20 protein-coding genes, 1 tRNA gene and 1 pseudogene are annotated in these 18,701 nt (G+C 59.6%); 13 read left to right on the plus strand and 9 right to left on the minus strand.

The genetic code is table 11. The features are described 5' to 3' along the window. Nucleotides 1-106: 106 nt before the first annotated feature. Nucleotides 107-1,488: pseudogene (locus ACR9ZQ_RS28895) on the minus strand (sensor histidine kinase). After that, complete coding sequence (locus ACR9ZQ_RS28900; protein ID WP_310383669.1) at nucleotides 1,485-2,162, minus strand: response regulator; 678 nt, start codon at nucleotides 2,160-2,162, stop codon at nucleotides 1,485-1,487. The pseudogene ACR9ZQ_RS28895 and the gene ACR9ZQ_RS28900 overlap by 4 nt, the downstream one beginning before the upstream one ends. 233 nt (nucleotides 2,163-2,395) lie before the next feature. On the opposite strand from ACR9ZQ_RS28900, the gene ACR9ZQ_RS28905 reads away from it, so the two are divergent. Both ACR9ZQ_RS28905 and ACR9ZQ_RS28910 read left to right on the plus strand, forming a co-directional pair. Further along, nucleotides 2,396-2,908: a GNAT family N-acetyltransferase gene (locus ACR9ZQ_RS28905; RefSeq protein WP_481429185.1), complete on the plus strand. Its 513-nt coding sequence runs from the start codon at nucleotides 2,396-2,398 to the stop codon at nucleotides 2,906-2,908. Between the two features lie 68 nt (nucleotides 2,909-2,976). Next, nucleotides 2,977-4,041 (plus strand): ABC transporter substrate-binding protein, encoded by a 1,065-nt coding sequence (locus ACR9ZQ_RS28910; RefSeq protein WP_481429186.1) that lies wholly within the window; start codon nucleotides 2,977-2,979, stop codon nucleotides 4,039-4,041. A 179-nt stretch (nucleotides 4,042-4,220) separates the two neighbouring features. Here ACR9ZQ_RS28910 and ACR9ZQ_RS28915 read toward each other — a convergent pair whose 3' ends face one another. Both ACR9ZQ_RS28915 and ACR9ZQ_RS28920 read right to left on the minus strand, forming a co-directional pair. After that, nucleotides 4,221-5,054: a class I SAM-dependent methyltransferase gene (locus tag ACR9ZQ_RS28915; protein ID WP_481429187.1), complete on the minus strand. Its 834-nt coding sequence runs from the start codon at nucleotides 5,052-5,054 to the stop codon at nucleotides 4,221-4,223. Nucleotides 5,055-5,247: 193 nt separating this feature from the next. After that, on the minus strand, nucleotides 5,248-5,928 hold the full coding sequence (locus tag ACR9ZQ_RS28920; protein WP_310383662.1) for a winged helix-turn-helix transcriptional regulator: 681 nt from the start codon (nucleotides 5,926-5,928) through the stop codon (nucleotides 5,248-5,250). A 328-nt stretch (nucleotides 5,929-6,256) separates the two neighbouring features. Here ACR9ZQ_RS28920 and ACR9ZQ_RS28925 point away from each other — a divergent pair, with 328 nt between their 5' ends. The 4 genes from ACR9ZQ_RS28925 (at nucleotide 6,257) to ACR9ZQ_RS28940 (ending at nucleotide 9,763) form a co-directional block, all read left to right on the plus strand. After that, the gene (locus tag ACR9ZQ_RS28925) at nucleotides 6,257-7,201 is read left to right on the plus strand and encodes a Bug family tripartite tricarboxylate transporter substrate binding protein (protein ID WP_481429188.1); all 945 of its coding nucleotides are present in this window, start codon (nucleotides 6,257-6,259) and stop codon (nucleotides 7,199-7,201) included. Next, nucleotides 7,198-7,689 carry a tripartite tricarboxylate transporter TctB family protein gene (locus ACR9ZQ_RS28930; protein WP_481429189.1) on the plus strand — a complete coding sequence of 164 codons (492 nt, stop codon included), beginning with the start codon at nucleotides 7,198-7,200 and terminating at the stop codon, nucleotides 7,687-7,689. Before ACR9ZQ_RS28925 ends, ACR9ZQ_RS28930 begins: the two co-directional genes overlap by 4 nt. Before the next feature lie 92 nt (nucleotides 7,690-7,781). Continuing rightward, entirely contained in the window at nucleotides 7,782-9,299 is a 1,518-nt protein-coding gene (locus ACR9ZQ_RS28935; protein ID WP_310383657.1) for a tripartite tricarboxylate transporter permease, read from the plus strand. Between the two features lie 293 nt (nucleotides 9,300-9,592). Then, nucleotides 9,593-9,763: a hypothetical protein gene (locus ACR9ZQ_RS28940; protein WP_439016566.1), complete on the plus strand. Its 171-nt coding sequence runs from the start codon at nucleotides 9,593-9,595 to the stop codon at nucleotides 9,761-9,763. 126 nt (nucleotides 9,764-9,889) lie between these two features. On the opposite strand, the gene ACR9ZQ_RS28945 is transcribed toward ACR9ZQ_RS28940, so the two are convergent. Further along, nucleotides 9,890-10,984, minus strand: a complete 1,095-nt coding sequence (locus tag ACR9ZQ_RS28945; RefSeq protein WP_481429190.1) for a DUF475 domain-containing protein — start codon at nucleotides 10,982-10,984, stop codon at nucleotides 9,890-9,892. Nucleotides 10,985-11,356: 372 nt separating this feature from the next. Between ACR9ZQ_RS28945 and ACR9ZQ_RS28950 the strand changes: the two genes are divergently transcribed. The 3 genes from ACR9ZQ_RS28950 to ACR9ZQ_RS28960 all read left to right on the plus strand — a co-directional run bounded on the left by ACR9ZQ_RS28950 (nucleotide 11,357) and on the right by ACR9ZQ_RS28960 (nucleotide 12,682). Next, nucleotides 11,357-11,596, plus strand: coding sequence for a hypothetical protein (locus tag ACR9ZQ_RS28950; RefSeq protein WP_037103557.1), 240 nt, complete (start codon nucleotides 11,357-11,359; stop codon nucleotides 11,594-11,596). Between the two features lie 38 nt (nucleotides 11,597-11,634). Then, on the plus strand, nucleotides 11,635-11,811 hold the full coding sequence (locus ACR9ZQ_RS28955; RefSeq protein WP_310383652.1) for a hypothetical protein: 177 nt from the start codon (nucleotides 11,635-11,637) through the stop codon (nucleotides 11,809-11,811). 157 nt (nucleotides 11,812-11,968) lie between these two features. Then, nucleotides 11,969-12,682 carry a hypothetical protein gene (locus ACR9ZQ_RS28960; RefSeq protein WP_310383650.1) on the plus strand — a complete coding sequence of 238 codons (714 nt, stop codon included), beginning with the start codon at nucleotides 11,969-11,971 and terminating at the stop codon, nucleotides 12,680-12,682. 34 nt (nucleotides 12,683-12,716) lie between these two features. Here ACR9ZQ_RS28960 and ACR9ZQ_RS28965 read toward each other — a convergent pair whose 3' ends face one another. The 3 genes from ACR9ZQ_RS28965 to cpdR1 form a co-directional block, all read right to left on the minus strand. Beyond that, the gene (locus ACR9ZQ_RS28965; RefSeq protein ID WP_007822806.1) at nucleotides 12,717-13,193 is read right to left on the minus strand and encodes a hypothetical protein; all 477 of its coding nucleotides are present in this window, start codon (nucleotides 13,191-13,193) and stop codon (nucleotides 12,717-12,719) included. A 225-nt stretch (nucleotides 13,194-13,418) separates the two neighbouring features. After that, nucleotides 13,419-13,493: transfer RNA gene (locus ACR9ZQ_RS28970), tRNA-Val, on the minus strand. 84 nt (nucleotides 13,494-13,577) lie between these two features. Next, nucleotides 13,578-13,940 (minus strand): response regulator CpdR1, encoded by a 363-nt coding sequence (gene cpdR1, locus ACR9ZQ_RS28975; protein ID WP_003542883.1) that lies wholly within the window; start codon nucleotides 13,938-13,940, stop codon nucleotides 13,578-13,580. A 190-nt stretch (nucleotides 13,941-14,130) separates the two neighbouring features. Here cpdR1 and ACR9ZQ_RS28980 point away from each other — a divergent pair, with 190 nt between their 5' ends. Then, a complete protein-coding gene (locus ACR9ZQ_RS28980) occupies nucleotides 14,131-15,012 on the plus strand; it encodes an N-formylglutamate amidohydrolase (RefSeq protein WP_481429191.1) in 882 nt (293 codons plus the stop codon). A 250-nt stretch (nucleotides 15,013-15,262) separates the two neighbouring features. Further along, nucleotides 15,263-16,036: a histidinol-phosphatase gene (hisN, locus tag ACR9ZQ_RS28985; RefSeq protein WP_481429192.1), complete on the plus strand. Its 774-nt coding sequence runs from the start codon at nucleotides 15,263-15,265 to the stop codon at nucleotides 16,034-16,036. Nucleotides 16,037-16,142: 106 nt separating this feature from the next. Here the strand turns inward: hisN and ACR9ZQ_RS28990 are convergent, their stop codons facing one another. Then, on the minus strand, nucleotides 16,143-17,114 hold the full coding sequence (locus ACR9ZQ_RS28990) for an alpha/beta fold hydrolase (protein WP_481429193.1): 972 nt from the start codon (nucleotides 17,112-17,114) through the stop codon (nucleotides 16,143-16,145). A gap of 237 nt (nucleotides 17,115-17,351) precedes the next feature. Here ACR9ZQ_RS28990 and ACR9ZQ_RS28995 point away from each other — a divergent pair, with 237 nt between their 5' ends. Together ACR9ZQ_RS28995 and ACR9ZQ_RS29000 are read left to right on the plus strand one after the other, a co-directional pair. Then, entirely contained in the window at nucleotides 17,352-17,876 is a 525-nt protein-coding gene (locus ACR9ZQ_RS28995; protein WP_481429194.1) for a hypothetical protein, read from the plus strand. Between the two features lie 327 nt (nucleotides 17,877-18,203). Further along, nucleotides 18,204-18,674: an Hsp20 family protein gene (locus ACR9ZQ_RS29000; protein WP_007822816.1), complete on the plus strand. Its 471-nt coding sequence runs from the start codon at nucleotides 18,204-18,206 to the stop codon at nucleotides 18,672-18,674. Nucleotides 18,675-18,701 lie beyond the last annotated feature (27 nt).

Genomic DNA, 18,701 nt, shown 5'->3' on the forward strand with positions numbered 1-18,701 from the left:
TTGCTCTTTTATCTGCTTGCCGTTGATCGGCTTAGCTGTTCCCAAAGCCAGTGTGTGCAATGCAGCGAAAGAATGCAAGGCGGAAAGGTTAGGGCGGTGACGGCGTTCAGGCGGCTCTGTTGAACGTCACTGACGCCTTCAGACCCCTACCGCCGCGGCCCGGTATCAATACAAGTCTCGCATTGAAAAGATTAGCGATTTCCTCGACGATCGGCAGGCCGAGGCCGGCACCGGGTGCGCCGGACTCATTGCCGCGGGAGAAACGCTTTCTGACGGCTTCCAGCTTTTCGGCGGAATCCCCGGGCCGTTATCCTCGACTTCCAGTCTGACCGTTTCCGCATCCTCCATGATACGGACAGTCACTTCCGCGCCCTTGCCGGCATAGGCGATGGCATTGCCGGCGAGATTGCGCAGCACCTCGCCGATCAGCAGCGGCTCGGCGCGGATCATCGCAGGCCCTTCGCCCTCGAAGCCGAGATCGATGCCGGCTTCGGCGGCGCGGGGGATCTGCTCGCCGGTGATCTCCTGAGCAATGGCCGTGAGATCGATGGCCGAGACCGTCAGTGCTTCCTTGGCGGTCGCGGCATCGATCTTGGCCATCAGCAGAAGCTGGGCAAGGATGCGCTCGGCATGGGCAACAGCCTGATCGCCTTTGAGTGCGGCATGTTGCGCCTCGTCGAGAGAACCGGCGCGGGCTGAAAGAGCAAGCTGTGTGCGGATGATCGTGAGCGGCGTGCGGAGCTGGTGGCTGGCATTGCCGGTGAAATTGCGCAGCGCATCGAGCGCCGATTGCAAGCGCACCATGAAGGAGTTGACCGTATCGACAAGTGGCTGCACCTCACTCGGAACGGATTGCGCGATCGGATGCAAGTCGTCCGGGTTGCGCTCGCCGATAGCGTCGCCGAGCTTGTAGAGCGGCCGTAGCGCCACCGTAACGGAAATCCAGACGATAACGGCGGCACCGGCTATCATGACGGCGAGGCGCAGCGCCGAGCGGACGAGGATTGCCTGCGCCAGATGACGGCGGGCAATGGTGGTTTCGGCGACGGTGACGACGAAGGGCACAGAGCGGATGCCGGTCGAGGCGGAGCGTCCCAATGTCGCCACGCGGATCGGCTCGCCGCGGAAGATGTCGTCGGCAAAGGCAGCCGTATCGCCCTGCGTTTCCTTCAGCACCGGCAGCGCTTGGTAGCCGGTGATGAAATTTCCGGGTGGGCCGTCGACACGGTAGAAGACGCGGTCCTGTGCCGCCGATGTCAGCATTTCCAGCGCGACATAGGGAATATCGACCTCGAGCGTGCCGTCTTCGGCGACGACGACACGTTCGGCGATGGCCAGCGCCGAGCCGGCCAACACGCGGTCAGAAACGATGTTCGAGGTCTGGACGGCTTCGCGCCAGGTATCGGCGAGCGCCAGCGTGCCGATAACGGCAGTCGAAACAAGTAGCCAGAAAAGCAGTCGGCGCCGGAGCGAATAGGCCGCCGTCATGAGGCCTCGGGCAGCTTGTCGAGATAATAGCCGATGCCGCGGGCGGTCCTGACCGTCAGGCCGTGCGGCGAAAGCCTCTTTCTGAGGCGGCTGACATATTGCTCGATGGCATTGGCGGAGATGTCGTCATCGAAGGCAGTCAGCGACTGCATGATCGCCTCCTTGGCGACGACCTTGCCGGCGCGCATGAAAAGGATTTCGAGCAGGCCGAGTTCACGGGAGGGGATGTCGAGCGGCGTGGCACCGGCCGAGAAGGCGCGAGAATTCAGGTCGAGCGAGATCGATCCGAAGCTGACTGTCGAGGAATGCAGCCCGGCCTGGCGGCGCAGAAGCACGCGCACACGCGCTTCGAATTCAGCAATGTCGAAGGGCTTGATGAGGTAGTCGTCAGCACCGAGATCCAGGCCTTTCACACGCTCTTCCGGCGAGCCGCGGGCCGTCAGGACGAGCACGGCAGCCCGGCTCCCGCGGGCGCGCATGGCGCGCAGCACATCAAGGCCGTCCATTTCGGGAAGGTTCAGATCGAGAATGACGAGATCGAAATTTTCCGCTGCGATGACGGCATTGGCCGAAGCCCCGTCATGGACGACATCCACTGCATGGCCCGTGCCGCGCAAGATCGCCGACAGGCCGTCGGCCAACGCGATATTGTCTTCGGTAAGCAGGATGCGCAACGGATGTTTCCCTCGATTTTTCGGGGAGTTTATCAGGGATGGCAGCCCGATGTCACAGCGATTCTGGGAATTGGTGAATGGAGGATAGCAGGATTTTATTCGCCTTCCGGCCCTGCGCATCATGAGCCCGATCGCCACGACGCCATGGGCCGGTTTCGATCCGCGCCGAGATGTCGATGGCGGGGCGCAGACCGTCGTGGTAAGGACAAGGGGAGTTTGGGGAGGCTTTGCAGATGCGGAACCTGTCGGTCGGGCTTGTGGAAAGCCCGGAAGAGATCGATGCCGTTCGGCATCTCAGCCGTGCCTTCCGACAATGGCTTTACGACAACTATCCCGACGAGCGGGCGCAGATAGAACTTTACTACAGTCCGGAAAAATTCGAGGCGATGCTCGCCGACCTGCCGAACATCCATGCAAGGCCACAAGGGGCAATGTTCCTGGCGCGGCTGGATGGAGAGATTGTCGGCTGCGTGATGCAGCATGAGATCGCGCCGGGCATATCGGAGATGAAGCGGCTCTTCGTTTCCGAGCAAGCACGCGGCAGTGGCGCAGCACTGGCGCTTTGCGAAGCGTCCCTCGCACAGGCCAAGAAGGATGGCTACCGGATGATGCGGCTCGATACCGGCCATCGGCAGGTCGCTGCCCAGAAGCTATATCGCCGCTTGGGTTTTCGCGAGCGAGACGCCTACTACGAGATCCCTGATGATCTGAAGCCGATCCTGATGTTCTTCGAGCGCGAGCTTTGAGGTCTGGCTGTAGCCACCACTGGAAGCCGACCCTTGTCTGGCTTGTGCGGCTCGGGCATTCTTGCGCTATGAGGAGCCTTTTCATTCTGTTCCTGTGTCTGGTGCCCGGCTTTGCGGCAGCGGATCAGGTTTTTTATCCGGCGAAGTCGGGCAATACCGATGCGCCGGTGCTGACAGTGTATTCCTCGCTCGACGAGCCCTTGGCGCAGCCGATGATCCGCGGCTTTCAGGAGGCCAATCCGGACGTGGCGGTCAAATACGAGGACATGCTGACGGGGGATATTTACGACCGCATCGTCAAGGAGACGGATGCCGGTTACAAAACGGCGGACTTCGCCTTCTCCTCTGCGATGGACCTGCAGGTGAAGCTTTCGAACGACGGCTATGCGCAGGTGAGCAACCTGCCGATGAGCGCCCAATGGCCGAAATGGGCGAACTGGCGCAACACCGCCTATGCGCTGACCTTCGAACCTGCCGTCTTCGTCTATCACAAGCCGAGCTTTGTTCATGAATCGGTGCCGAGCTCGCGGGCGGAATTCGTCGACTATTTGAAACGCAAGGGCAATGAGGTTTATGGGCGGATCGGGACCTATGATATTGAACGTTCCGGCGTGGGCTTTTTGTTTATGGCGCGCGATCAGGAACAGTTCGGCGATATCTGGTCGGTGATCGGGGCGATGGGGGCAGCCGGCGTGAAGCTCTACTCCACGAGTTCGGCAATCCTCGAGCGGGTGGCCGATGGGCGCTTCGTGCTCGGCTACAATATCCTCGGCTCTTATGCGGCCGACTGGGCCTCGCGTCATCCTGGCGTCGGCATCGTGTTGCCGAAGGACTATACGGTCGTGATGTCGCGCATCGGCCTGGTGCCGCAGGCTGCCGCCGAGCCGGAACTCGGGCGGCGCTACCTTGCCTTCTTCATGTCGAAGGAAGGTCAGACGATCATGGCCCGCGAGTTGCAGATCCCGGCCGTCAGCCCGGAAGTGGCGGGCGAGAATACCGCCAATACGTTACAGGAACTGCTCGGCGCACAGTTGCGTCCGGTGCCTGTCAGCCCCGGTCTGATGGTCTATCTCGATCAGGTGAAGCGGGCTCGGCTGATTGCGCACTGGAATGAGGTGCTGCGGACGCAGTAAAAACTTCGCTTGCCCAATAGAAAACCTGTGGGCTGACCAAAATAAATCACATGTTCTCGATGACTAAGCGCTGATCCATTCGGCAGGAATGGTCCGAGCTCTAACTCAAGAATATAAAGGGCGAGGTTGCTGCTAGCGAACCTCGCCCTTTCGCATTTATGCCGTGACGGCAGCTACGGTCAGCCTTTGCGTATCACCACTTCCAGATATTCAGCCGGCACGACCATGGTGCCGTCCTTGGCGCGGTTGAAGCGGGCGATGAGCGCAAGGAAATCCTCTTCGAGAGCCGCCTTGCCCGGTTCCGGCAGAGCTTCGAAGGCCTTGTGGACAGGGCCGTACCAGGTGCGGAACACTTCCAGCCAGTGGGCGGGTGAGCGGTAGCGGAAATTATACATACGCGACGTCGCCTCGATGCTGTCCTGGCCGCCGAAGATTTCTTCCAGCCTTGCCTTCGTGCCCCACAACGCCGGCGACCTGACGCCAGGCATGGGCGGAATATGCTGGCCTATCGTCTTGAAGACCTGGCCGATGAAACTTTCGGGCGTCCAGTTCGCCATGCCGATGCGCCCGCCTGGCCGGCAGACGCGTAGCATTTCCTTTGCCGCCTTGTCCTGATCCGGCGTGAACATGACGCCGAAGGTGGAAACGACGACATCGAAGCTCGCGTCCTTGAAGGGCAGGGCCTCGGCATCGGCCTGCTGGAACTCCACCGCCAGCCCGTTTGCCATCGCCCGTTCGCGGCCGCGCTCCAGAAGCTCCGGCACGTAGTCGGTCGAGGTCACCTCGGCCCAACGCCGCGCAGCGGCAAGCGTCGCATTGCCGTTGCCGGCGGCGATATCGAGGACTTTTTCGCCGGAGCGTAAGTCTAGCGCCTCGCAGAGGCTTTCGCCGACGATCTGTAGCCGTGCGCCGATGACGGAATAATCGCCGGAGGCCCAGGCGGCCTGCTGGCGCGATTTCAAGGCGGCGAGGTCGGGTGTGGGCTGTGTCACGGCATTCGCTATGGTTTGCATGGCATGTCTCCTCTCATATCGGCAAGCGAAGGCCAGAGCCGCGGTCGCCCGCCGGTTTTTGATATCCAGATATAAGCGCAGCGTTCAACCAGTCTCTTGGAGTGCCCCAGGGTCCGCCTGCAGGAGGATAGTGCCTCGGGATGGGCAATCGGCCTAGTGTAGAAAATGGACTGGAACCGATACAGAAAATGGATCAGGCGGCGTAGGAGCTGCGCACCATCCAGTTTCCGATGCTTGTGGCGAGCGACATGTCGCCGATGAAGGAGATGCGTTCCCTGGCGATCTCGGTATCGAGGCTGGAATGGCCCATCCAGGCAGAGGTCATCGCCTTCAAATCGGCGGTGACGAAGAGATCGACATCGTAACCGGGATCAGTGAGGCAGAGGTCCACGGGCGTGCCTAGCCGCGCCACGAGCCAGTAGTGCCGTTCGTCGCGCGGCAATTCGGGATAGGTGAACTGGATGACGCTACGCTTGCGCAAGGGCAGGGCGGCGGCATTGACCTTGCGGCGCATGTTCCACATCAGAATGCGGGCATCGAGTTTTTCGAGGGTTACGTTGGCGTCGATATTGCGATGCGCCCAGGTGCCGAGCGCATGCACGATGGGCTCAAGCTCGTTGGCAATCTCGGTCGTCCGATAGACGATCTCGCCCGTGATGCGGTTTTCCGAGCGGGTGACGAGGCCGTTTGCCTCCATCTCGCGCAGCCGCTTTGCCATGAGGGTCGGTGACATTCCCGGTACGCCGCGCCGGATCTCGTTGAAACGTGTGGAGCCGGACCACATTTCGCAGAGCAGCAGCAAGGTCCATCGCGGCTCGAGCAGCTCGCACGCCTTGGAAACCGGACAAAACTGGTTGTAACCGCCATTTGCCATCGGATCGCCCTCCGCGGCCGAGTATCGGCCAAGTTCCTGAGAGCGTCCAGTACTGACAATGTACTAGTCCAGTCGCATTTCGCGGGAAGGTAGTCGAATTACGGCAAAAAAGTGTCTTGCCGCACTGGATATCCCGCCGATGTCAGCTAAATGACAGCTTCATATGATGGCTTGGGCCACTTCCTCTCCGTGGAGGCGGAGAGTTGAAGATTTTTCCGGGAGGACTTCCGCTCGCTATCAGGACAATTGCGTCCACCGATCGGTGATCTCTCCTCATTTTCAAAAATAGCACAGGCGGTCCGCTCAGCCGCAGCACGGAGGACACATCGTGAAGCACACTTTCATCGCAACCCTTTTAGCAGCGGCCATTGCGCTGCCGGCCTATGCGGCTGATTACACCATCATCGCTCCGGCAGCGCCCGGCGGCGGCTGGGACCAGACGGCCCGCTCGCTGCAGACGGTGCTGCAGCAGGAAGGTATCTCCAAAAGCGTCCAGGTTCAGAACGTACCGGGCGCCGGCGGCTCTATCGGTCTTGCCCAGTTCAGCAGCCAGAGTGCCGGCAATCCGAACGCTCTCATCGTCGGCGGCTACGTCATGGTCGGCGCACTGCTGACCAACAAGTCCGTCGTCACGCTGAAGGACGTCACCCCGATTGCCCGCCTGACCGGCGAATACGAAGCCATCGTCGTTCCGGCCGCATCCGACATCAAGACGCTCGCCGATCTCGTCACCAAGCTGAAGGCTGATCCCGGCGCCGTTTCCTGGGGCGGCGGTTCTGCCGGCGGCACGGACCACATCGCCGTCGGCCTGATCGCCAAGGCTTCCGGTGTCGATCCGACAAAGATCAACTATGTCGCCTTCTCTGGCGGCGGCGAAGCACTCGCCGCTATCCTCGGTGGCCAGGTCACGGCCGGCATTTCGAGCTACAGCGAGTTCGAATTGCAGGTCAAGGCCGGCACGCTGCGTCTGCTCGGCGTTTCCAGCGATGCCCGCATCGCCGGCGTCGATGCGCCGACCTTCAAGGAAGCCGGTACCGACGTTTCCATCCAGAACTGGCGCATGGTCGCTGCCGCCCCGGGCCTGACCGATGAAGAAGTCGCCTCGATTGCAGCAGACTTCGACAAGCTCCACAAGTCTGCTGCCTGGCAGGAAACCCTGAAGACCAAGGGCTGGGCCGACACCTATCTCGCAGGTGACGAGTTCAAGGCACAGCTCGAAAAGGATGTCTCGGCCACCGAAGGCATTCTCAAAGACATCGGTCTCGTTCAATGAGCGAAGCCGATATCTCATCGGCAACGAAGCGCCGCCCTGATTGGGCGGCGCTGGTCATTGCCGTCTTCCTCATTGTCGTCGCTGTCGTGGTGTTCTGGGATGCCTCGCATCTGAAGACGATTGCGCAATATGACCGCATCGGCCCGTCGACGGTGCCGAAAGTCGTCGCTCTCGGCCTCTTCTGTCTTGGCATCTGGACGGTGATCGAAGCCTGGCGCGGCGATTTTCCGGAACGCGAGCATCAGGAAGTGGCACCGGTCATCTGGATCGTCGCAGGTCTTGCCGGGCAGATGCTGCTTCTGCGCATCGCCGGTTTCTCGATTGCGACGGGCGTGCTCTTTGCGCTGACCGCGCGTGGTTTCGGCAAGCGCCAGATCTGGTTCTCGCTGCCGATCGGCATCATCATGAGCTTCATCGTCTGGGCTATCTTCTCGCAGCTCCTGCAGCTCACGTTGCCAGCCGGGCCGCTCGAACATCTGTTCTTCTGATAGCGCTCGCCTCGCGCCGGGCGCTTTCAGTTCTCTAGTTTTTGCGCGGACGGTCCTGTGCCCCCTCAGGAGCCGCCGCTTGGGATAAAACCATGAGCACATTCGAATTCCTATGGCAGGGCATTCTGGTTGCTGCGCAGCCGATCAACCTGCTCTACGCCTTCATCGGCGTGACCCTTGGCACCGCGGTTGGCGTACTGCCGGGCATCGGCCCGGCACTGACGGTCGCGCTGCTCTTGCCCGCCACCTACAAGCTCGATCCGGGCGGCTCGCTCATCATGTTTGCCGGCATCTACTACGGCGGCATGTATGGCGGTTCGACCACGTCGATCCTTTTGAATACGCCGGGTGAAAGCGCTTCGATCGTCACCGCGCTCGAGGGCAACAAGATGGCGCGTGCAGGTCGCGGCGGACCGGCATTGGCGACAGCGGCCATCGGCTCGTTCGTCGCCGGTCTCATCGCCACGCTCGGACTTGCTTTCGTCGCCCCCTATATCGTGAAACTGGCGTTGATCTTCGGTCCCCGCGAATATTTCGCACTTATGGTGCTGGCATTCGTGACCGTCTCTTCGGCCTTCGGGGATTCGGCGTTGCGTGGCCTCACTTCGCTCTTCATCGGCTTTGCGCTCGCCATGGTCGGGATCGACCAGCAGACGGGCCAGGCGCGCCTTTCCTTCGGCATACCCGACCTGCTCGACGGTATCGAGGTGACGACGCTGGCTGTTGCCATGTTCGCCATTGGCGAGACGCTCTACATCGCCGCTCAAGGAAAGCGCGGCGAGGACAAGGTGGAAGCGGTTCGTGGCTCGCTCTGGATGAACAAGCAGGACTGGGCACGCTCCTGGAAGCCGTGGCTGCGTGGCACGATCATCGGCTTCCCCATTGGCGCGATGCCGGCGGGCGGCGCCGAAATCGGCACGTTCCTCTCCTACGCCACGGAAAAGCGCCTGTCGAAGAACCCCGAGGAATTCGGCCATGGCGCCATCGAAGGCGTTGCCGGTCCCGAGGCTGCCAACAATGCATCGGCCGCCGGCACGCTGGTGCCGCTGCTGACGCTTGGCCTGCCGACGTCAGCGACAGCGGCGATCATGCTGGCCGGCTTCCAGCAATACGGCCTGCAGCCGGGTCCGCTGCTGTTTGCGACCAACCCGCAGCTCGTCTGGGGTCTCATAGCCAGCCTGCTCATCGCCAATGCGATGCTCCTGGTCCTGAACCTGCCGATGATCGGTCTCTGGGTTCGCTTGCTGACGGTTCCAAAGCCGTGGCTCTATGCTGGCATCTTGCTGTTTGCCACGCTCGGCACTATCGGGGCCAACCCTTCGGTCTTCGAGCTCGGCATGCTGCTCGGTTTCGGCGTGCTCGGTTATATCATGCGGATCTTCGGCTATCCGATCGCGCCTACTGTCGTCGGCCTCATCCTCGGGCCGCTGGCCGAGCAGCAGCTTCGCCGAGCGCTCTCGATCAGCCAGGGTGACGTGACCACGCTTGTCATGTCGCCGATCGCCTGTGGCCTGCTGATCGTTGCGGCTGCCGCCTTCCTCATTCCGCTGATCCTGAGATTGCGTGGCCGCGGCCAGGTTCTCTCTCAGCTTGCGGCAAATGAAGACTAAAACAAAAAAGACGACCCTGACCCCTAATTCAGGCCGGCCATGGCGACATGGCCGGCCTTTTCTCTTGTCATTTGACAATTTCTTTCAGTCAAAACCCTATGGTTCCTTCTATTTATTCTATTGAAATTAAAGGGATAAATAAGAGTTTCTTGTAAGGTTCCTGGTGCCTTTTTCGTTTGCCGGCGAAAGAAATATGCGCTTCTTGCATAGCAGCGGTGATTTCTTGCGCGTTGTAGGTGCATCCGGATTTCCCCACCTAGGAAGGGTCAAACAAAGAGCGAGAGGAAAAGAAGATGTCCGCTTTCAGAAAGTCGATCCATAATGGTTTCCTGGCCCGCGCCATTGCAGCGCTCGGTGCCGCAAACGCAGTCAGCGCCGCTGTCGAAGGTGGCCGCAAGCCGCGTGCACGTGACCTGCAGGAACTCGGTATCGATCCGGTAAGCTTTGGCCGTGTCATCCGGTAATACGTGCCGAATGCGTAGATTGAGTGTCAGATCATCTATTGAATGAATAAGCCCGCAACCGTTGGTCGCGGGCTTTGTTTTTGGATATGCGAGCCCCAGCGCCAGACCGCCGCGGCTTTTTGACTATCAGGCGTGCAGGCGCTCCCGCTCGGGGACATCAGCTTCTTTCTGCCGTTCTTGCCTGTTGTAGCGGATCGAGGACCAGAGCGAGATGCCGATCAGGGCCGCGCCGCCAAGGCCGGTGATGACCTCGGGAATGTGCGTCAAGGTCTGCACATACATGATCACCGAGAGGATCAGGATGGCATAGAAGGCGCCGTGTTCCAGATAGCGGTATTCGGCGAGCGTTCCCTTTTCTACCAGCATGATCGTCATGGAGCGCACATACATTGCGCCGATGCCCAGGCCGATGGCGATAACGAAGAGGTTCTGCGTCAGTGCGAAGGCGCCGATGACGCCGTCGAAGGAGAAGCTGGCATCCAGCACTTCCAGATAGATGAAGGCGCCGAGGCCACCCTTTGCCGCCTCGCTCATCGCGCGCTGCGATGCATCGAGAAGGCCGCCGATGACTTCTACCACTAGGAAGGTCACAAGACCGTAGATGGCGCAGTAGACGAAGGTGGTCGCGTCTTCGCCTTCGAGGAGATAGGAAAACAGCAGGATCAGCAGGAGCACGAAGGCGATCTCGATACCCTTGATGGTAGCCGAACGCGCCATCAGCCGCTCCAGCGCGCCGATCCAGTGGACTTCCTTCTCATGGTTGAAGAAGTAGCTGAGGCCAACCATCATCAGGAAGGTGCCGCCGAAGGCTGCGATCGGCAGATGCGCATCATTCATGATGCGGGCATATTCGGCAGGTTCACGCGCGGCAAGCACGAGCGCTTCCCACGGGCCGATCTTTGCCGCGATGGCGACGATTGCCAGCGGAAAGACGATACGCATGCCAAAGACGGCAATAACGATACCCCAGGTCAGGAAGCGATGCTGCCAGACAGGGGTCATTTCTTTCAGCTTATTGGCATTGACAATGGCGTTGTCGAAGGAGAGCGAGATCTCCAGCACAGCCAGTACCGTGCAGATGAAGAAAACAGTGGCCATGCCACCCAGCGTGCCAGTTGACTGCCAGCCGAGAAATGCGCCGAGTGCCAGGCCGAGTGCGGTGACGATGAAGGCCCAGCGGAAATAGCCGAGCGAGGATTTGGGGGATTGAAGCTGGTTCATGGCTGCACCTCGCAGCCGCAAACCGTTTCTGAAGATGGGGTGAAAACAGAAAAACGCATACCACATAGGGCATGCGCTATCGGCATGGTGAGCTTTTTCATCGATGAAAAATCCGCCGGCTAATTTGCAGGCGGTACCGACATCACGAGAGCGCCGTAAAAACTCTCGCCAGAGGGGCCCGGCACCAGGGTTCCCCCGCAGCCGATGTCTGGATGAGGCGGCGGGTGCTCCACTAGGTAGTCATGTTGCTGCGCCAGTCAAGATGCACGGACGGGCAAGGTTATCGATTTCTTTGGAACCATACTGGCGCTCACCCGTTCCGTCCTAGCTGAGCCGATGAAACATCTCAGATACTCTTGAAGGAGGGCGACGATGCATAATTCGACCCATGTTCCCGACAAGCGCACGGAAGCGTCGGACCGTATGAAGCGGGCGAAACCCAATCGCATGCAGAGGGCGCAGGTTCTGCCCCCGCACCAGGTGGACCTGACGCTGACCCCGGGCGCGATCCACGACATTCATGTGCCGGCGCATATGACCGGCAGCGACCTTTCCAAGGGCGGGCTTGATATCAAGAGCGACGATGCCAACGTCGCAAAGCCTGTGCGCTGAAAACCAGTTTCGCAACCGATAAGACAGGTGAAATACGAATGACGATCAATCTTGTGCCGCGGGATATCTTCATCCAGCACGAATATGAGTGGCAGGCCGTGCGCGAGGCGGCCGAACGCCGGCTCGATATAGGCAAGCGTGAGACGCCATCCGCGCAGTCAAGCGGGCAAACCGCAAGGCCCGCTGCTGCAACCTCGGCAGCGCAAGGCTGCTGAACACAGGGCAGAATTTGAATGAGACGCCCGGCCACGCGCCGGGCGTTTTCTTTTCCGACGAGTTCTGGTCTGGGAAAGCGACCCACGGCCATATCTTGCCAACCTTTCCGAAAGGATTGGACAGCGATAATCCGGCCCATTCAAGGGAATCGGATCGATGGCCAAGACAGCGACACGCCGCCGCAAGGCGCCGGCAAAAAGGAAGAGCAGTGCGTCCTCCAGCGGCGCGATGCCTTGGATGGTGATAGGCATCGCGGCGGTGGGCGCCATTGCCGCCTATGACAATTGGAAGAGCATCCGCCCGATGCTTGGCAAGGCACCTGCCGCCGTCATCAGTGAGGCGGCTGAAGGCAAACCTCAGACATCCAAGGAAGCGCCGAAGCAGGTTGCCGTTGCGGCTCCTGCTGTCAAGCCACGCCAGACAAACGATCCAGTACCACCTGCAGCGATCCCCTCGGCTCCGGTGCCGGCGGCAAAGATCGTGCCGGCCTCTATTTCTCCTGCTACCCCATCCTCGTCGGAAACCGCCAAGGCGGCTTTCGGATATTGCGGGCAGGGTGAGCATATCAATTGCGTCGGTGACGCAGGTACCTTCTGGTATAAGGGCGAGAAGATCGTCATCGCCGATATGGTCAGCCCGGACGTGGACCGTGCACGCTGCGAAGACGAACGGAAGATTGCCTTTGCTGCCAAATCGCGTTTGCTTGCGCTGCTGAATGCCGGTCCGTTCAACATGAATGCTGTCGGCAAGGCTGATGACCGGGGTGCGCCGCGTGTCATTTCGCGCGACGGGCGCTCTTTCGGCACGCGGCTTATCAATGAGGGCCTGGCCAGGAAGCCGGGATCTGCCGGCGGTTCCTGGTGCGCTTGAGGCCCCCGGTCTGACGATCGCTTATTTTCGCGTGTTATTTCCGTGCTGGCGCCTTGCCGCTGGTGCGGAAGCTGCCGGTGAAGGCCGAATCCTTGCTTTCGGCCGTGCATTCGATGGCAGTCGGCTTACCGGAATAAGGATTGCCGAAGGTGCACGAGCCGGCAACCTTCACCTCACCTGTCATCTTATTTCCAACGCCCGTGGTGACGAGGCTGAGCGGCAGGCGGGCATTCCCATTGGACGCGGGCTTGATGCCCTTCCCATCGCCCTGGAAGCCCAGCAGCTTGCCATCAGAGGTGAAGATGAAGGTCACGGTGCCGTTGACGAGCGTCACGCTTGCCAGCTCTCCCTTGCAGCCCTTCGTGGCATCGAACTTGGCAACGACGAGCTTCTGACACTTGCCACCAAGGGCAATGACGCCGGGCGCGCCCGGAAAATTGTCGTCGGCCTGCGCTGCAGCTGCAAAAGCGAGGGTGGAGAAGGCGGCGATGGCAAGCGCGGATAATTTCATTTCGATTCGAACCCCATGTCCTGACGAGGCGAATCAACGCCTCGGGCTCTATTATCGCGCATGGCATGGCTCTGTGTCCGAATTTGGTTTCGATCCCTTCGGATAAGATTTGAGACGAGCCGGTACAGGTGGCTTGGCCTGGAATGCGAATCCGGCAACTTAAAACCGGAAACTAAAAAGGCCTTTCGATTTCTCGAAAGGCCTTTGCTTTTCAGCGAATTAGGATGGTGGGCGTGACAGGGATTGAACCTGTGACCCCTACGATGTCAACGTAGTGCTCTCCCGCTGAGCTACACGCCCATCCGATGGCGGCGCATAGATCACAAAACCTCCGGAGCCGTCAATAGGCTTTTTTGAAGTTTTGTGACGAGCCGCCAAGAAGCCTTATGCGGCAAGCATCTTGTTGACCTCGTCAACGAGATCGCGCAGGTGGAAAGGCTTGGAAAGGACCTTTGCATCCTTCGGAGCCTTCGAATCAGGGTTCAGTGCAACGGCTGCGAAGCCGGTGATGAACATGACCTTCAGGTCAGGATCGAGTTCGGTCGCACGGCGCGCCAGCTCGATGCCATCCATTTCCGGCATGACGATATCGGTCAGCAGCAGGGAGAAGGGCTCCTCACGCAGGCGGTCATAAGCGCTAGCGCCGTTGTCGTAGGAAAGGACCTTGTATCCGGCCTTTTCGAGCGCCTTCACGAGGAAGCGGCGCATGTCATTGTCGTCTTCGGCGAGAAGTATCTTCTGAGTCATTAATCCGGACCGCTGATCACTGATGTTTTTCTAGGATACCAGCCGTCTACACTAAACTTCGCCCGGTAAACAACCGGTGAAATCGCCCTAGCCACGACCGCCATCCCTTCTATGTAGTATGGACTTAAGGGCAGGCAACTGGCAACATAGTCGTCACAGCCACTTGATGACATGGTAAAGAGGGCAGAAAGTGCCGGAAATACGCGAATACGAGCTTTTTGAAGTGCATGAGCCCGTGTCGCAGACCATTCCTTTCGTCTACAACTCCCCTCATAGCGGTCGCATTTATCCACCGGAATTCATCGCGCAGTCGCGGCTGGAAGGTATCTCGATACGCCGGTCCGAAGACCATTATGTCGATGAGCTGTTCGGCGCAGCCGTGGACCTCGGTGCGCCACTCCTCCTTGCGAATTTCCCGCGCGCCTACCTGGACGTCAACCGTGAGCCTTATGAGCTCGATCCGCGCATGTTCGACGGGCTGTTGCCGCCCTATGCGAATATCAACTCGCTGAGAGTTGCCGGTGGACTTGGCACCATTCCGCGCATCGTGGCTGAGAACATGGAAATCTATGCGCGCCGGCTGCCCGTTCAGGAGGGGCTGGAACGTGTCGAAAGCGTCTACAAGCCCTATCACTCGACGTTGCGGCGGCTGATTGCACGCACCCATGTACAGTTTGGCTTCGGCGTCCTGATCGACTGCCATTCCATGCCGGGCAACGTGCGCGTTGCAGGCAGCAATGCGCGGCCCGATTTCATCATCGGCGATCGTTACGGCACCAGCGCTTCGGCAGAGCTTTCGCGTACGGCAATCGGCATCCTCGAGGAAATGGGTTTTGCAGCGATCCGCAACAAGCCCTATGCCGGTGGCTTCATCACCGAACATTATGGCCGCCCGTCACGCGGGCTGCATGCGCTGCAGATCGAGGTCAACCGTTCGATCTACGTCGATGAGGTCACGCTGGAGAAGCGGCCCGATTTCGACATCGTTGCAACCGCCGTCACGTCGTTCATGCGGCAGATGGCTGAGTATGTCGAGAAATTCTCCGGCGACCGGGCGCTTGCGGCCGAGTGATTTCTGCCTTCAGGTCAAAAAAAACCGCGCTTTGTCAGCGCGGCTAAGTCTAGGGAGGAAACACCCAAGGAGGGTATTTACAGTCAGAAGACTGTAGGTAAGAAACTACTGCTGCATTGCACAATTGTCAAGCAATATATTGCGATGCAAAATATTTAGGCAGCTAATCGGAAATTGCCTGTTGTGTTTGCATTCCGCCGGTTTTTCGCTATGAAAAACGCCATTTCCCGCCAGCTATGTGGATTTCTCCATGCTTCCTGACCGTTCGTTCTTCAACCGTCTCGCCGAAGCTGCCAAGGCGGAAACCCTGCCGCGTTTTCGCTCGGGCACCAATGTCACCAACAAGCTGTCGTCCGGCTTCGATCCGGTCACTGAAGGCGACAGGGCGGCGGAGACAGCCATCCGTGCGCTGATCGAAGCGCATTTCCCGGAGCACGGTATTCTGGGCGAAGAACATGGCAATGTCGGCCTCAACCGCGAGCATGTTTGGGTGATCGACCCGATCGACGGTACGCGCGCCTTCATTTCCGGCGTTCCGGTCTGGGGTACGCTGATCGGCCTGCAGAAGAATGGCCGGGCGGTTGCCGGCATGATCGAACAGCCTTTCACCGGCGAGCGTTACTTCGGCGACGAAAACGGTTCGACCTATAGCGGGCCTGAGGGCGAACGCCGGCTGCAGGTGCGTGACTGCGGCGCTCTTTCCAATGCCATCCTCTTCACGACCTCGCCGCATCTCTTCGTCGGCGAGGAGATGGAGAAATATCGCGAGATCGAAAGTCAGGTGCGGCTCTTCCGTTATGGCTGTGACTGTTATGCCTATGCGCTGCTGGCGGCAGGCCATGTCGATCTCGTGATCGAGAACAGCCTCAAACCCTATGATGTCGGTGGGATCATTCCTGTCATCGAGGGCGCCGGCGGCATCATGACCACCTGGGACGGCGGACGGCCGGAAAACGGCGGCTCCATTATCGCTGCCGGCAGCAGGGCGGTCTACGAAGAGGCGATCGCCATCCTGCAGCGCTAGAGCCTATCGTGCAAAAGTGTGCAGCGGTTTTGCGACAACGACATGCTTAAAATAAGAACTTAAAGCGTGGCGCGCGAACCCTGTAGATCGCGACGGGTTTTTAAGTTCAGACGCCGATTGCCGTCACGTCATCCGTCGCTTCGGCGTCGCTGCCGGGAATGAAGGCGTGGAAGGCGGCAAGTGCGGCGGTGCGATACATATCCCTTTCCTGGAATATTTCGTGGCGGGCGCCGTTGATCGGTACGAGTTGACCGGCGCGGAAATAACGCGAAAGCTTCTCCTGCACCGTATAAGGCACCAGCCCGTCGCGTGTCGGGGCGATGACGACAGAGGGAATGGTGATCGAAAAGAGATGATAGGGCTGGGTCACCCGGTCGATCGCCTTCATGCATTCATACATCCAGCGCGCGGTCGGCGCTCCCAGCGCAAGCTCCGGGTGGGCTTTTGCTATAGCCGCATTGCGCTCGAAGCGCGTTTCGTCCGATGTGAGTGGGTTATCAAGGAATTGCAGCTCCTTCATCTTGCCGAGCGGCATCCCGCCGAGGCCAACAGCACAGAGCGCGCCTGACACCGTGCGGATGACGCCTTGGGAGGCGGCCTGGCCGATGAGGCCGAGGAAAGGGGCAGAGAGCACCATGCGCTCGATACGCGTCGAGAGATAGGGCGCGGCGGAAAGCGCAATCAGCGCGCCTGTGGAATGAGCAAGCATATAGAAGGGCAGGCGGGTATCCGGGAGCACGACCTTTTCGAGGAAGGCATCGAGATCGCGCTCGTAATCGGAAAAGCGACGGATGTGGCCATGATTGCGCTTCTTGAGCAGCCGGGGCGAGCCACCCTGGCCGCGCAGATCGAAAGTCGCGACCCAGAGGCCCTTGGCGGTGAGATCGCGGATCGTCTCGAAATACTTTTCGATATATTCGCTGCGCCCGTGCAGGAGGACCACTGTTCCATGAGCGACCGGTGTCTGCGACCGGAAGACGGCATAACGCAACCTATGGCCGTCGTAGGTCTCGAAAAAACCTTCGGTCCGGTTCTCTGGCGCCGGATTGTCTGGGGTCGAGTAAAGAACCTGTTCCATAGGCAGAATGTTTCTTCGCGTGAGAGATATACTAGGGGATAGCGCAGGGGCCGGGAAAATCAATGACGAAATTGTGGTTTAATATAAGCGAAGTATAATACATTGAGATTTTTCTATACGGCAAGCTTCGCGAAAGCGGAGACACGCTATGGTTAGTGCGAACGAAAGATTTGTCCCGGCATGAGGCCGGTTATCCGCACGTTCATGACTGAAGATTGGGGCGCCGGGAGGCTGGCCATGAGTTCGGTTTCTTCCGTCGGGCCTGTCAATTCCGGCGTCCACCAATCAACCGGTCCGCAGCGGCCGGAGTCCATTCTCGATTATTTGCAGTCGGACTATCTCGATATCGATCCGCCGGATGTGCATCCGGCGATCATGAAACTGCTCAGCGACAATTCGAAGTCGCAGGCAGCTTTCGCGCGGGAATATGCTGCCGTCATGGCAATGCCGCAGAATGCCGACATTTCGCCGGAAAACGGCCAGTTCCTTGCGCTCGAGCAGATGATCGTTGACAATCGCGACGCCTTTCCGGCGGAGGGTTTCACGATCAGCACGAAGCTGCCGGGCGGCGGTTCCATCGTTGCCGAGGTGCCGCCTTCAAACAGCGGCGGCAAAGAGGACAGCAGTCCTTTGTCGATATTTTCAAGCAGTGATTTAGCTGCGCTGTCGCGCATCGTCAGCGCTCTCATGCTGAGCCATCAGGATGCCGCGGCTGATAGGCTGGATGCGACGCAGGATCAGCTTGCAGAGCTTTACGCCTGAAGAAAAAAGGCCGGCGGAGCTGAGGGAGCTCTTGGCCGGCCGAATTTAGGCTGAAGAAGAAGGGACGATACACTTCAGCCTTCGGGCCAGTGTCACCCGATGCCTCTATCTCTAGACAGCGGCGCCTGAACCTTCGCCGAACCTGCCGTTCATGCGGGGTTCACGCAGCCATTACGGGTGCTTTGAAAAGGGGCTTGAAGTCTCAGAAAGCCATACCCATCTGAACTTTGCGGACGCCAGAAGGGTCCGCGCAACCGTCCCGAAGCCGCCAAGAACGGGGTTTCAGGGGCATGATATCGCAACACGTCGCTTCCCTAGGAGGACATCATGCGTCACGTAGACTTCTCTCCCCTTTATCGTTCCACCGTCGGTTTCGACCGGCTCTTTACCATGCTCGACAGCCTCTCCCAGCCGGAGCAGGTTCCGAGCTATCCGCCGTACAACATCGAGCGGACCGGTGAGAACACCTACCGTATCACCATGGCCGTTGCCGGCTTCGACGAAACCGAACTCTCCATCGAATCGCATGCCCACGCGCTCATCGTGAAAGGTGAAAAGCGCGAAGAAAATGCTGATGGCAGCGAGTTCCTATATCGTGGCATCGCAAAGCGCGCCTTCGAGCGCCGCTTCCAGCTTGCCGACCATGTCGAAGTGACTGCCGCTTCGCTGAAGAACGGCCTCCTGCACATCGACCTTCTGCGCAGCATCCCGGAGGCTCTTAAGCCCCGCAAGATCGCTATTGCTGCCGAGCCGGTCGAGGCTCCGAAGGCGATCGAAGCACAGGTCGTCAACAACTAATCCGCTTTGACGGATCAGACGGAAACG

Source organism: Rhizobium sp. KNZ14-9A (genome assembly GCF_056755015.1).

Bases quoted from the DNA above. Each gene is read 5' to 3' on its own strand.
- ACR9ZQ_RS28905 (WP_481429185.1), top strand. From the start codon at position 2,396: ATGCGGAACCTGTCGGTCGGGCTTGTGGAAAGCCCGGAAGAGATCGAT.
- ACR9ZQ_RS28910 (WP_481429186.1), top strand. From the start codon at position 2,977: ATGAGGAGCCTTTTCATTCTGTTCCTGTGTCTGGTGCCCGGCTTTGCG.
- ACR9ZQ_RS28915 (WP_481429187.1), bottom strand. From the start codon at position 5,054: ATGCAAACCATAGCGAATGCCGTGACACAGCCCACACCCGACCTCGCC.
- ACR9ZQ_RS28920 (WP_310383662.1), bottom strand. From the start codon at position 5,928: ATGGCAAATGGCGGTTACAACCAGTTTTGTCCGGTTTCCAAGGCGTGC.
- ACR9ZQ_RS28930 (WP_481429189.1), top strand. From the start codon at position 7,198: ATGAGCGAAGCCGATATCTCATCGGCAACGAAGCGCCGCCCTGATTGG.
- ACR9ZQ_RS28935 (WP_310383657.1), top strand. From the start codon at position 7,782: ATGAGCACATTCGAATTCCTATGGCAGGGCATTCTGGTTGCTGCGCAG.
- ACR9ZQ_RS28940 (WP_439016566.1), top strand. From the start codon at position 9,593: ATGTCCGCTTTCAGAAAGTCGATCCATAATGGTTTCCTGGCCCGCGCC.
- ACR9ZQ_RS28945 (WP_481429190.1), bottom strand. From the start codon at position 10,984: ATGAACCAGCTTCAATCCCCCAAATCCTCGCTCGGCTATTTCCGCTGG.
- ACR9ZQ_RS28950 (WP_037103557.1), top strand. From the start codon at position 11,357: ATGCATAATTCGACCCATGTTCCCGACAAGCGCACGGAAGCGTCGGAC.
- ACR9ZQ_RS28955 (WP_310383652.1), top strand. From the start codon at position 11,635: ATGACGATCAATCTTGTGCCGCGGGATATCTTCATCCAGCACGAATAT.
- ACR9ZQ_RS28960 (WP_310383650.1), top strand. From the start codon at position 11,969: ATGGCCAAGACAGCGACACGCCGCCGCAAGGCGCCGGCAAAAAGGAAG.
- ACR9ZQ_RS28965 (WP_007822806.1), bottom strand. From the start codon at position 13,193: ATGAAATTATCCGCGCTTGCCATCGCCGCCTTCTCCACCCTCGCTTTT.
- cpdR1 (WP_003542883.1), bottom strand. From the start codon at position 13,940: ATGACTCAGAAGATACTTCTCGCCGAAGACGACAATGACATGCGCCGC.
- hisN (WP_481429192.1), top strand. From the start codon at position 15,263: ATGCTTCCTGACCGTTCGTTCTTCAACCGTCTCGCCGAAGCTGCCAAG.
- ACR9ZQ_RS28990 (WP_481429193.1), bottom strand. From the start codon at position 17,114: ATGGAACAGGTTCTTTACTCGACCCCAGACAATCCGGCGCCAGAGAAC.
- ACR9ZQ_RS28995 (WP_481429194.1), top strand. From the start codon at position 17,352: ATGAGTTCGGTTTCTTCCGTCGGGCCTGTCAATTCCGGCGTCCACCAA.
- ACR9ZQ_RS29000 (WP_007822816.1), top strand. From the start codon at position 18,204: ATGCGTCACGTAGACTTCTCTCCCCTTTATCGTTCCACCGTCGGTTTC.